Source organism: Halomonas halodenitrificans DSM 735 (assembly GCF_000620045.1).
GTDB lineage: Bacteria > Pseudomonadota > Gammaproteobacteria > Pseudomonadales > Halomonadaceae > Halomonas > Halomonas halodenitrificans.
In genome coordinates this window covers 1-12,557 of the sequence record NZ_JHVH01000002.1, presented here as the reverse complement: position 1 = coordinate 12,557, position 12,557 = coordinate 1, and the positions used below count along the sequence as shown (strand labels likewise).

Annotated in this window: 11 protein-coding genes and 1 pseudogene; all 12 read left to right on the top strand. The window is 63.7% G+C overall.

The genetic code is table 11. The annotated features are described in order from the left end of the window. Positions 1 to 39 precede the first annotated feature (39 nt). On the top strand, positions 40 to 510 hold the full coding sequence (locus Q358_RS0101925; protein WP_027960495.1) for a F0F1 ATP synthase subunit B: 471 nt from the start codon (positions 40 to 42) through the stop codon (positions 508 to 510). An 11-nt stretch (positions 511 to 521) separates the two neighbouring features. Further along, complete coding sequence (locus tag Q358_RS0101920) at positions 522 to 1,058, top strand: F0F1 ATP synthase subunit delta (RefSeq protein ID WP_027960494.1); 537 nt, start codon at positions 522 to 524, stop codon at positions 1,056 to 1,058. A 16-nt stretch (positions 1,059 to 1,074) separates the two neighbouring features. Continuing rightward, entirely contained in the window at positions 1,075 to 2,619 is a 1,545-nt protein-coding gene (atpA, locus tag Q358_RS0101915) for a F0F1 ATP synthase subunit alpha (RefSeq protein ID WP_027960493.1), read from the top strand. A 71-nt stretch (positions 2,620 to 2,690) separates the two neighbouring features. Continuing rightward, complete coding sequence (atpG, locus tag Q358_RS0101910) at positions 2,691 to 3,572, top strand: F0F1 ATP synthase subunit gamma (protein WP_027960492.1); 882 nt, start codon at positions 2,691 to 2,693, stop codon at positions 3,570 to 3,572. Between the two features lie 66 nt (positions 3,573 to 3,638). Further along, a complete protein-coding gene (gene atpD, locus Q358_RS0101905) occupies positions 3,639 to 5,015 on the top strand; it encodes a F0F1 ATP synthase subunit beta (protein WP_027960491.1) in 1,377 nt (458 codons plus the stop codon). Between the two features lie 25 nt (positions 5,016 to 5,040). Beyond that, a complete protein-coding gene (locus Q358_RS0101900; protein ID WP_027960490.1) occupies positions 5,041 to 5,469 on the top strand; it encodes a F0F1 ATP synthase subunit epsilon in 429 nt (142 codons plus the stop codon). Between the two features lie 112 nt (positions 5,470 to 5,581). Then, complete coding sequence (gene mgtE / locus Q358_RS0101895) at positions 5,582 to 6,952, top strand: magnesium transporter (protein WP_027960489.1); 1,371 nt, start codon at positions 5,582 to 5,584, stop codon at positions 6,950 to 6,952. Between the two features lie 105 nt (positions 6,953 to 7,057). Beyond that, positions 7,058 to 7,855, top strand: coding sequence for an undecaprenyl-diphosphate phosphatase (locus Q358_RS0101890; protein WP_027960488.1), 798 nt, complete (start codon positions 7,058 to 7,060; stop codon positions 7,853 to 7,855). 26 nt (positions 7,856 to 7,881) lie between these two features. Further along, positions 7,882 to 8,955: an FAD:protein FMN transferase gene (locus Q358_RS0101885; protein WP_425402533.1), complete on the top strand. Its 1,074-nt coding sequence runs from the start codon at positions 7,882 to 7,884 to the stop codon at positions 8,953 to 8,955. Positions 8,956 to 8,958: 3 nt separating this feature from the next. After that, on the top strand, positions 8,959 to 10,323 hold the full coding sequence (gene glmU, locus Q358_RS0101880; protein WP_027960486.1) for a bifunctional UDP-N-acetylglucosamine diphosphorylase/glucosamine-1-phosphate N-acetyltransferase GlmU: 1,365 nt from the start codon (positions 8,959 to 8,961) through the stop codon (positions 10,321 to 10,323). 12 nt (positions 10,324 to 10,335) lie between these two features. After that, a complete protein-coding gene (gene glmS, locus Q358_RS0101875) occupies positions 10,336 to 12,171 on the top strand; it encodes a glutamine--fructose-6-phosphate transaminase (isomerizing) (RefSeq protein ID WP_027960485.1) in 1,836 nt (611 codons plus the stop codon). Positions 12,172 to 12,316: 145 nt separating this feature from the next. Beyond that, positions 12,317 to 12,557 (top strand): annotated as a pseudogene (locus Q358_RS16340) (IS481 family transposase); the annotation flags it as partial.

Sequence of the window (12,557 nt, the reverse complement as noted above, 5' to 3'; positions counted from 1 at the left end):
TGTTTCCGGACAACACGAACCTGTCAGAGGTACCGCCCCGTGAATATCAACATGACGCTGATCGGGCAGACGATCGCCTTCGCGATCTTTGTCTGGTTCTGCATTAAGTACGTGTGGCCGCCGATCAGCAACGCACTCCACGATCGGCAGAAGAGGATTGCTGACGGCCTGGATGCAGCCAGTCGTGCCTCACGCGACCTGGAGCTCGCCCAGGAGCGTGCCGAGCAGACGCTGCGCGAGAGCAAGGAACAGGCTTCACAGATTCTCGAGCAGGCCAACAAGCGTTCCTCCCAGATAGTCGAGGAGGCCCGCGAACAGGCCCGCGCCGAAGGCGAGCGTATCGCCGCCTCCGCCCGCGACGAGATCGAGCAGGAAGCCAATCGCGCCAAGGACGAGCTGCGTGCCCAGGTGTCCACCCTGGCGGTCACCGGTGCCGAGCGTGTCCTGGAAGCCTCCATCGACGCTAAGGCGCATCGCAAGCTGCTCGACGAGCTTGCGGCCGAACTGTGAGGAGGTGATCCATGGCGGAACTGTCTACCGTCGCTAGGCCCTATGCCAAGGCGGCGTTCGAGTACGCACGCGATCACCAGACGCTGGATACCTGGTCCGACTGGCTGAGCAAGCTGGCCATGGTGGTAAAGAGCCGCGAGGCGCTCAAGCTTCTCTCCAGCCCCAAGCTCGACGTCGAGCGCAAGGTAGCCCTGGTGGTCGAGCTGGCGGAGGTCGACCTCGATGAGGCGGCCGGTCGCCTGCTGATCGCACTGGGCGAGAAGGGACGCCTGCCGGCCCTGGCCGCCATCCACGAACAGTTCGAGACGCTGCTCGCCGATCACGAGAAGCGCGTCGACGTCACCGTGGTATCGGCCTACAAGCTCACCAAGGCCCAGCAGGAAAAGCTCTCCGGCGCGCTCAAGAAGCGCCTGAATCGCGAAATCTCCATTACCACTCAGGTGGATCCCGAGCTTCTCGGTGGTGTCATCCTGCGTGCCGGCGATACCGTCATCGACGGGTCGGTGCGTGGTCGACTGAACCGCCTTTCCGAAGCCCTTACCGCCTGAGTCTGAGGGACATGGCATGCAGCAACTGAATCCTTCCGAGATCAGCGACATTATCAAGCAGCGTATCGAGAAGCTTGATGTCGCATCTGAAGCCCGCAATCAGGGCACCATCGTCAGCGTTTCCGACGGCATCGTGAAAGTACACGGCCTGGAAGACGCGATGTTCGGTGAAATGATCGAATTCCCCGGCAGCATCTACGGCATGGTGCTCAACCTCGAGCGCGACTCCGTGGGCGCCGTGGTCCTGGGCGACTATCTGCAGCTCGAAGAGGGCATGACCGCCCAGTGTACCGGTCGTATCCTCGAGGTGCCGGTGGGCCCCGAGCTATGCGGACGCGTGGTCGATGCCCTGGGTAATCCCATCGACGGCAAGGGCGATATCAACGCCAAGCAGACCGATGCGGTAGAAAAGGTCGCTCCCGGCGTCATCACCCGTCAGTCGGTTGACGAGCCGATTCAGACCGGCTTCAAGTCCATCGACGCCATGGTGCCGATCGGCCGCGGTCAGCGTGAGCTGATCATCGGTGACCGTCAGATCGGTAAGTCGGCCATCGCCATCGATGCCATCATCAACCAGAAAGGCACCGGGGTCACCTGTGTCTACGTGGCTATCGGTCAGAAGCAGTCGACCATCGCCAACGTGGTGCGCAAGCTCGAAGAGCACGGCGCGATGGAGCACACCATCGTGGTCGCCGCCGGCGCCGCCGACCCGGCCCCGATGCAGTTCCTCGCGGCCTATGCCGGTTGCACCATGGGCGAATACTTCCGCGACCGCGGTGAAGACGCCCTGATCGTCTATGATGACCTCTCCAAGCAGGCCGTGGCCTATCGCCAGGTGTCCCTGCTGCTGCGTCGTCCGCCGGGTCGTGAGGCCTTCCCGGGTGACGTCTTCTACCTCCACTCCCGCCTGCTGGAGCGCGCGGCACGCGTGAACGCCGACTACGTCGAGAAGTTCACCAACGGTGAAGTGAAGGGCAAGACCGGCTCGCTGACGGCGTTGCCGATCATCGAGACCCAGGGCGGTGACGTCTCGGCCTTCGTTCCTACCAACGTGATCTCGATCACCGATGGTCAGATCTTCCTCGAGACCGATCTGTTCAACTCGGGCATTCGTCCGGCCATCAACGCCGGCCTGTCGGTCTCTCGTGTGGGCGGCTCCGCTCAGACCAAGATCATCAAGAAGCTCGGTGGCAGCGTGCGTCTGGCCCTGGCCCAGTATCGTGAGCTGGCGGCCTTCGCCCAGTTCGCTTCCGATCTGGACGAGGCCACCCGCAAGCAGCTGGAGCACGGTCAGCGAGTGACCGAGCTGATGAAGCAGAACCAGTACTCGCCGATGTCCGTGGCCGAGATGGCGCTCTCCCTGTATGCCGCCAATGAAGGCCATCTGGAAGGGGTCGAGGTCAACAAGATCCTGGACTTCGAGCGTGCCCTGCGCGACTTCATGAAGGCCGAGTACGCCGAGCTGCTCGACAAGATCAACCAGACCGGCGACTACAGCAGCGAGATCCAGGATGGACTGAAAGAGGGTCTCGAGAAGTTCAAGGCCACTCAGAGCTGGTAACCCCGTTGGCCTGTCCCGCTGATGGGGCGGGCCCTGGAGCCTACTGAGTGCCACGAACGGAGTAGATCGCTATGGCAGCTGCAAAAGAGATACGCACCCAGATCGGGAGCATCAAGAACACGCAGAAGATCACCAGCGCCATGGAAATGGTCGCGGCGTCGAAGATGCGCAAGGCCCAGGACCTGATGAAGTCCAGCCAGCCCTATGCGCATCAGATTCGCAACGTGGTCGCGCATGTCGCCGATGCCAACCCCGAGTATCGCCATCCGTGGATGGTCGAGCGTGAGGTGAAGCGCGTCGGTTACATCGTGGTGTCCACCGACCGCGGCCTGTGTGGCGGCCTGAACGTCAACATGTTCAAGGCCGTTGTCAAGGATGCCAAGGCATGGCGTGATCAGGGTGCCGAGCTGGATTTCTGTGCCCTGGGCAGCAAGGCAGGCAGTTTCTTCAAGAGCTACGGGGGCAACCTCGTCGCGTCGAAGAGCGGCCTGGGCGAGGCGCCCGAGGTCGAGAACCTGATCGGCAGCGTGAAGGTGATGCTGGATGCCTATGACGAGGGCCGGCTGGACCACTTGTGCGTGGTGTACAACGAGTTCGTCAACACCATGACTCAGAAACCGGTGGTTCGTCAGCTGTTGCCCCTGTCACCCGATATGGGCTCGGATTCGAACGACGAAGAAGACAAGCGTCCCGGTAGCTGGGACTACCTGTATGAGCCGGATGCCAAGGCGCTGCTGGACAGCCTGCTGGTGCGATTCGTCGAATCGCAGGTGTACCAGGCGGTGGTCGAGAACGGGTCCTGTGAACAGGCCGCCCGGATGATCGCCATGAAGAGTGCCACCGACAACGCCGGCAATCTGATCGACGACCTGGAGCTGGTGTACAACAAGGCCCGTCAGGCGGCCATTACCCAGGAAATCTCCGAGATCGTCGGTGGTGCCGCGGCCGTATAAGCGCCAGGGAGGCAAGGGTCCTCCCGGCATGCAGGTTTCATTTTCAGGTATTTGAGAGGAACCAAGATGAGCGGACGTATCGTACAAATCATCGGCGCGGTGATTGACGTAGAGTTTCCGCGGGACAATGTTCCCAAGGTCTACGACGCGCTGAAGGTCTCGAATGTCGAGACCGTGCTCGAGACCCAGCAACAGCTGGGTGATGGCGTGGTGCGTACCATCGCCATGGGCTCCACCGAGGGGCTCAAGCGCGGCATGGACGTTACCAACACCGGGGCGGCCATCTCCGTACCGGTGGGCAAGGAAACGCTGGGCCGCATCATGAACGTGCTCGGCGAGCCCATCGATGAGGCGGGCGAGATCGGCGAGCAGGAGCGCATGCCGATTCACCGCACTGCGCCGGGCTATGCCGATCAGGCGGCGTCCAGCGAGCTGCTCGAGACCGGCATCAAGGTCATCGACCTGGTGTGTCCGTTCGCCAAGGGCGGCAAGGTCGGCCTGTTCGGCGGCGCCGGCGTGGGCAAGACCGTCAACATGATGGAGCTGATTCGCAACATCGCGACCGAGCACAGCGGTTACTCGGTCTTTGCCGGTGTCGGCGAGCGTACCCGTGAGGGTAACGACTTCTATCACGAGATGACCGAGTCCAACGTTATCGACAAGGTATCGCTGGTCTATGGCCAGATGAACGAGCCGCCCGGTAACCGCCTGCGCGTGGCCCTGACCGGCCTGACCATCGCCGAGAAATTCCGCGATGAAGGCCGTGACGCGCTGCTGTTCGTCGATAACATCTATCGCTATACCCTGGCCGGTACCGAGGTCTCCGCTCTGCTGGGGCGTATGCCCTCCGCGGTGGGTTATCAGCCGACCCTGGCCGAAGAGATGGGTGTGCTCCAGGAGCGCATCACCTCTACCAAGGCCGGCTCGATCACCTCCGTGCAGGCCGTCTACGTGCCCGCGGATGACCTGACCGACCCGTCTCCGGCGACTACCTTCTCGCACCTGGACGCCACGGTCGTATTGGCGCGCTCCATCGCCGAGCTGGGTATCTATCCGGCCATCGATCCGCTGGACTCCACCTCGCGCCAGCTCGACCCGCTGGTCGTCGGTGAGGAGCACTACAACATCGCCCGCGGTGTGCAGGGGGTGCTGCAGCGCTACAAGGAGCTCAAGGACATCATCGCGATCCTGGGCATGGACGAGCTGTCCGACGAGGACAAGCTGGCCGTGTCTCGCGCGCGCAAGATCCAGCGCTTCCTGTCGCAGCCGTTCTTCGTGGCCGAGGTGTTCACCGGTTCGCCCGGCAAGTACGTGTCCCTCAAGGACACCATCCGTGGCTTCCAGGGCATCCTCGGCGGCGAGTACGACGAGCTGCCGGAGCAGGCCTTCTACATGGTCGGCACCATCGACGAGGCCGTCGAGAAAGCCAACCAGATGAAGTAATCCCGTCTACCTGGGAGACGTCGTCATGACGCAAAGCTTCAAGTGCGAGATCGTCAGCGCCGAGGAGGGGGTCTTCTCCGGCGAGATCGAGCGGATCATAGCCAACGGACGCATGGGTGAGCTGGGGATTCTTCCCGGCCACGCCCCGCTGCTGACCGAGCTCAAGCCGGGTCCGGTGAGGGTGCTACATGATGGTGGCCAGGAGGAGAGCTACTACGTATCGGGGGGCTTCCTTGAAGTCCAGCCGGACGTGGTGACCATCCTGGCCGACTCGGCCACCCGAGCCCATGATCTCGATGAGGCGGCTGCCGAAGAGGCTCGTCAGCATGCGTTGAAGAACCTCAACGACAAGTCCGCCGAGCTGGATTACACCCGTGCCTCGGCCGACCTGGCCGAAGCCGTGGCTCAGCTGCGCACGATCCAGCAACTGCGCAAGAAGTCCGGCAAGGGCTGATCGTCGCCCCTGCGTGAGTCTCGCGCCCCCTGCTCGCTGGTAACGTCGAGTACGGGGGCGTTCTTGTCTCTGCCATCTCGGTGGCCGGTTCCTGGGCGCCATGGAGGATGCCATGTCACTTACCGAGAATCTCGACACCTACCGGGCATCACTCTGCCAGGCGCTTGTCGAAGAGGATGACGAGCGCCTCGAAGCGCTGCTGTCGGAGCTACGCTCGGCGGATATCGCCTCGGTCTTCGAGGCGGTCCTCGAGGAGGACGATGATTCATCTCGTGCCCTTGGCCTGATGAGGCACCTGCCGCTGGAGCGGCGCGCCAGCATGCTGGGGCATCTGCCCGGCGATGCCCAGCTGGTACTCGCCGAGGCGATGAGCGATGAGCGACTGTTATTGATCCTCGAGGAGATGGGGTCCGATGAGCGGGTCGATTTCTTCAATCGGCTCGACGAGGATCGTCGCCAGGGCTTGCTGCGACGCATGGCTCGCCGCGAGCGCGAGGCACTCAAGCGACTGGCCAGCTACGAGGAGGGGACCGCCGGGGCGATCATGACCGCCGACTATGTGGCCATTCCCAGTGGCATGACGGTGTCTCAGGCGATGATGCGAGTGCGTCAGACGGCGCCCGATGCGGAGACGGTCTATCAGCTGTATATCATCGATGCCCGAGGGCGACTGGCAGGCACCCTGTCGCTTCGTCAGCTCATGGTGGCGCCTCCCGGGGCGGCTATCGATGAGCTGATGATTCGCGACGTTATCCACACCTCGGTCGAGGAAGCCCAGGAGGAGGTGGCGCGTATCGTCGCCCGCTACGACCTGTTGGCGCTGCCGGTCGTGGACGAAGAGGCCCGGCTGGTGGGTATCGTCACCCATGATGATGCCATGGATGTGGTCGAGTCCGAGGCCACCGAAGATATCCACAAGGGGATGTCGATCGGTGCCCTGGAGGATGGGGTCAGTCGAGTGCCGTTGTGGAGCCTGTATCGCAAGCGGGTCACCTGGCTGGTGCTGCTGGTATTCGCCAACCTCTTCTCGGGGGCCGGCATCGCCTACTTCGAGGAGACCATCGCCGCGCAGGTCGCCCTGGTATTCTTCCTGCCGCTGCTGATCGGTAGCGGTGGCAACGCCGGCGCCCAGGCCGCCACCCTGATGGTGCGTGGCATGGCCACCGGCGACGTGGGCATCAAGGATTGGAGCAAGCTGCTGGGGCGTGAACTATTGGTGGCGGGCTCGCTGGGGCTGACCATGGCGCTGGCGGTGGCACCCATCGGGATCATGCGCGGCGGGGAATTGCTGGCCATGGTAGTGGCCATGAGCATGGTGACCATCGTTCTATTCGGCAGCCTGTTGGGCATGTGCCTGCCTTTCCTGCTCGACCGTCTCGGCTGGGATCCGGCCACCGCCTCGGCGCCGCTGGTAACGACGCTGATCGATGCCTCCGGCGTGCTGGTCTACTTCGGCATCGCCACGGTAATCCTCGGAACATGAGGCCCGATTCGGTGACAAGTGAAGCGGACACTCCGGCGCCGCGGGTGTATCCTCTGCGCGGCGTGTCCCCCTGCGGGCACAAGCGATAGATAACAGGAAAAGACCATGGATTGGCTTCAGGTTGTTGTACTCTCCATCCTCCAGGGACTCACGGAATTCCTGCCGGTTTCCAGTTCTGCCCACTTGATCCTGGTGCCCGCGCTCAGCGACTGGGACGACCAGGGGCTGGCCTTCGACGTGGCCCTGCATATCGGCAGCCTGGCGGCGGTGGTGATCTATTTCCGCCAGGAACTTCTGAACATGACGCTCAGCTGGGCGGGGTCGCTGGCGGGCCGCGGAGTGGACGACGATGCGCGTCTGGCCTGGTGGGTCGTGTTGGCGACGATTCCCGTATGCCTGGTGGGGCTGGCCTTCCATGATGTCATCCAGGACGACATGCGTTCGCCGCTGATCATCGCCTTCGGACTTATCGTCTTCGGTCTGCTGCTGGCCTATGTGGACCTGCGCCACCGCGGCAATCGCGACGAGTATCAGCTGACGCTGCGCGATGCCCTGCTGATCGGCCTGGCCCAGGCGCTGGCCTTGATTCCCGGTACCTCGCGCTCGGGCATCACCATTACCGCGGCGCTGATGCTGGGCATGAATCGTGAATCCGCGGCGCGTTTCTCGTTTCTGATGTCGATCCCGGTTATTGTGCTGGCCGGCGGGACGGAGGCCCTGGGTCTTGTTCGTGACGCGGCCGAGGTGGACTGGTTTACCCTGACGGTGGGGGCCCTGCTCTCGGCTATCAGCGCCTATCTCTGCATTCACTACTTCCTGGCTTTCATCAAGCGAGTCGGTATGCAGCCTTTCGTGATCTACCGGCTGCTACTCGGTATCTGGCTGTTGTGGCTATTCTGGTAACACTCCCGGTGAGGAGCCCCCGCGTGATTCGATATCTTCTGCTGTTGCCCACCTTGCTGCTGTTGCTTGCACTATCGGCCTGTTCCGAGAGCGAACGACCACTCGACTCGCCGGTACGCCTCGAGGGCGGTGTCTTCGGCAGCTTCTATCAGGTGACCATCGCCGATCCCCTGACGCGTGGCGAGCTTAACGATCTGGAGACGGGGATTCTCGCCGAACTGGAGTCGGTGGACGCCGGCATGTCGATTTACCGCGATGACTCCGAACTAATGGTCTTCAACCAGGCACCGACGGGGGAGTGGCAGCCGCTTTCCGATAAGCTTTTCGAGGTCCTGGCCATCGGTCGGACCGTATCCGAGGAGAGCGGTGGCGCCTTCGATATGACCGTGGGCGGGCTGGTCAACCTCTGGAGCTTCGGTGCCGAGGCGCGCCCGAAGGAGGTCCCCACCGATGCCGAGCTGGCCCGTCGACTGGAACGGGTCGGTACCGATGCCCTGGAGCTCGATGCCGGGCAGCGTGAGGCAAGGCGCATGCGTGATGTGACCATCGACCTCGGCGGCGTGGCCAAGGGCCACGCCACGGATCGGGTGGCGGACTTCCTCGCCGCCGAAGGGATCGAGCACTATCTGGTGAATCTCGGTGGCGACCTGCTCGCCAGCGGTTACCGCGACGGCGAGCAGGAGCCCTGGCGCATCGGCATCGAGGCGCCCCTGGCGGATCGTCAGGAGGCCCAGTACATGCTGGCGCTGCATGATGTCTCGGTGGCGACATCCGGCGACTACCGCAACTACTTCGAAGAGGATGGACGACGCTACTCCCATACCCTGGACCCACGTACCGGAAGGCCGATTACCCATCGCCTGGCGTCGGTAAGCGTCTTCCACACGTCCAATGCCTGGGCGGATGCCTGGGCCACGGCGCTGATGGTGCTGGGCGAGGAAGCGGGCATGGCACTGGCCCGTGAGCATCAGCTGAGTGCGCTGATGATATTACGCGAGGACGATGGTTGGACGAGCCGGGTCACCCCCGCCTTCGTCGAACAGTTCGGCGATGAGCGGGTCGAGGAACTGGGACTCAATGATCAACAGAATCAGGAGTGAAGGATGACGCTTGATGTCGTGATACTGGCTGCCGGGCAGGGCACCCGGATGCGCTCGACCCTGCCCAAGGTACTGCATCGTCTGGCCGGCAAGCCCATGGTGCGTCATGTGATCGATACTGCCGTGGGTCTCCGCGCCGAGCGCACCCATGTCGTGGTGGGCCACGGTGCCGACAAGGTGCGTGAGGCACTGGCCGAGTGTCGGGTGCATTTCGCCTTGCAGGCCGAGCAGAAGGGCACCGGCCATGCCGTGGCTCAGGCACTGGACGGGCTCGGTAATGGCAAGGTACTGGTGCTCTACGGCGATGTGCCGCTTATTCATCGTGCGACGCTCGAACGGCTACTGGATGGCGTCGACGACGATCACCTGGGCCTGCTGACCGTGACCCTCGATGATCCCGACGGCTATGGACGCATCCTGCGCAACGCCGAGGGGCAGGCCGTGGCCATCGTCGAACACAAGGATGCCAGCGAGAACGAGCGTGGGGTGCGCGAGTGCAATACCGGCATCATGGCCATGACCGCCGATCAGCTACGACGCTGGTTGCCGCGGCTCTCCGCCGACAATGCCCAGGGCGAGTACTATCTCACCGATATCATCGCCATGGCGGCTGCCGAGGGGGTCCGGGTGGTCACCGCCCAGCCGGCCGACCCGGTGGAGGTAGAGGGTGTCAATAATCGCCTGCAGATGGCACGTCTCGAGCGTGCCCACCAGCAGGCCATCGCCGAACGACTGATGACCGAGGGCGTGGCACTCGCCGACCCGTCGCGCCTCGACGTGCGCGGCACCCTGCGCTGCGGCCACGACGTGGAGATCGACGTGGGCTGCGTCTTCGAAGGCGAAGTGGAGCTGGGCGAGGGAGTCCGCATCGGGCCTCATTGCGTGATCCGCAATAGCCACATCGGCGCCGAGAGTGTGATCGAGCCGCATAGCGTTATCGAAGGGGCGGTGATCGCCGGACGCGCCGCCATCGGTCCCTTTGCCCGCCTGCGACCCGGCTCGCGCCTGGCGGTAGGGGCCAAGGTGGGTAACTTCGTCGAGACCAAGAACGTCGAGGTGGGCGAGGGGAGCAAGATCAATCACCTGAGTTATGTGGGCGATGCTTGCCTGGGTCGCGGCGTCAACGTCGGTGCCGGTACCATCACCTGCAACTACGACGGCGCCAACAAGCACCGTACCGAGATCGGGGACGGCGCCTTTATCGGCTCCAACAGTGCCCTGGTGGCACCGGTAAGCGTGGGTCGAGGGGCCACGGTGGGGGCGGGTTCCACGGTAGCCAAGGACGTGCCCGACAACGCCCTGGCCGTGTCTCGTGCCCGTCAGGTCAGCAAGGCCGACTGGCCGCGACCCCGCAAGCAGGATGACTGAGGAGAAAAAACGATGTGTGGAATCGTCGGAGCCGTTGCCGAGCGTAACGTGGAAGGAATTCTTCTCGAGGGGCTCAAGCGCCTGGAATACCGCGGCTATGATTCGGCCGGCATGGCGGTGCTCGCCACCGATGGCCGTCTGCAGCGCTGCCGGGCGATGGGCAAGGTAGCGGCCCTGGAGGAGCGCCTGGTCGCCGAGCCGCTGCCGGGACGCTCCGGCATCGCCCATACCCGCTGGGCGACCCATGGCCGGCCCAGTGAGCTGAATGCGCATCCTCATCGGTCCGGTGAGCGTCTGGCGGTGGTGCACAACGGCATCATCGAGAACCATGAGGCGCTGCGCCTCGAGCTCGAGGCCGAGGGCTATGCCTTTACCTCCGAGACCGATACCGAGGTGGTGGCCCACCTGCTGGAGCGCGAGAGCCGCCAGGTCGGTGACCTGCTTGCCGCGGTGCGCAGCGTCCTGGCTCGATTGGATGGGGCCTATGCCCTGGGCGTGATTCACGCCGATGAGCCCGATGTCATCATCGGTGCCCGCAAGGGCAGCCCGCTGGTGGTGGGCGTGGGCATCGGTGAGGCCTTCCTCGGTTCCGACCCGCTCGCCCTGTTGCAGGTCACCGACCGCTTTATCTACCTGGAAGAGGGAGATGCGGTGCGTCTCTCCAGTGGCGGTCGCATCGAGGTATTCGATGCCGAAGGCGCGCCGGTGGAGCGCGAGGTGCAGGCCTTCGAGCATGGCGATGGCGCCGCCAGCAAGGGCGAGTATCGTCACTTCATGCTCAAGGAAATTTATGAGCAGACGACGGTGATCGGCGCGGCCCTGGAGGGGCGGCTGGGAGAGCATTCGGCGCTGGTGGAAAGCTTTGGCCCCGAGGCCGAGGCGCTCTTTGCCCAGGCCAGGCAGATCCATATCGTCGCCTGTGGCACCAGCTATCATGCGGGCATGGTGGCCCGCTACTGGCTGGAGCGCTATGCGGGGGTTCCGGTACAGGTAGAGGTTGCCTCGGAGTATCGCTATCGTCGGGTCGTGGTTCCCGACGGGACCCTGTTCGTGACCCTGTCCCAGTCCGGGGAGACCGCCGATACCCTGGCGGCACTGCGCTTCGCCAGGGCGGAGGGCTATCTGGCCAGCCTGGCGATCTGCAACGTGCCGGGCAGCTCCCTGGTGCGCGAGTCGGACCTCTCCTTGATGACCCATGCGGGCCCCGAGATCGGCGTGGCCTCCACCAAGGCCTTCACGACCCAGTTGACCGCTCTGCTGTTGCTGACCCTGGCACTTGGGCGCGTCAAGGACCACGACACCGCCGTCCAGGCCGAGATCGTCACGGCGCTGCGCGGCCTGCCGGCGCTGGTGGAGCGTGTACTGGCGTTGGATCCGGCCATCGAAGAGCTCTCCACGGCCTTCGCCGAGAAGCAGCATGCGCTCTTCCTGGGGCGTGGCGCTCACTTTCCCATCGCCCTGGAGGGGGCGCTCAAGCTCAAGGAAATCTCCTATATCCACGCCGAGGCCTACCCGGCGGGAGAGCTCAAGCATGGCCCCCTGGCCCTGGTCGACAGCGATATGCCGGTGATCTCCGTGGCGCCCAACGACGAGCTTCTCGACAAGCTCAAGTCCAACCTCCAGGAGGTGCGGGCCCGCGGCGGCGAGCTGTTCGTGTTTGCCGACGAGGAAGTCGGCCTCGAGGCGGCCGAGGGCATTCGAGTGCTGCATCTGCCCCGGGTACATGAGGCGCTGGCGCCGATTCTCTATACCTTGCCGCTACAGCTGCTCAGCTACCACGTGGCGGTGCTCAAGGGCACGGATGTGGACCAGCCGCGGAATCTGGCCAAGAGCGTAACGGTGGAGTGACGGCCTCCCGCGCCGAACCGCCGCTGTGGGATGGTAATAAAGTCGGTAACTAGGTGTGGGGTACCGGATGATCAAATCGCCTATAGGAGTTATCCTCTGCTAGCCGCGAGGGAGCTTCTTCAGCAATTCATCCGGGAGCAGGTTCATGGACATCAAACTGCATAAACAAGCGACGACGACACCGAAGATCCGTGCCGAGATTCAGGCAGCACCCTCCAGTATCACGGATAGCGAGCTGGCCCGTCAGTATGGCGTCGCCACCGCGACCATCCGGCGCTGGCGTTACCGTGATAATGTCTATGATCGATCTCACACGCGACACAACCTCCTGGCGACGCTCACGTCCGAGCAGGAGGAAGTGCTGATCACGGCTCGTGAGTTCCTGC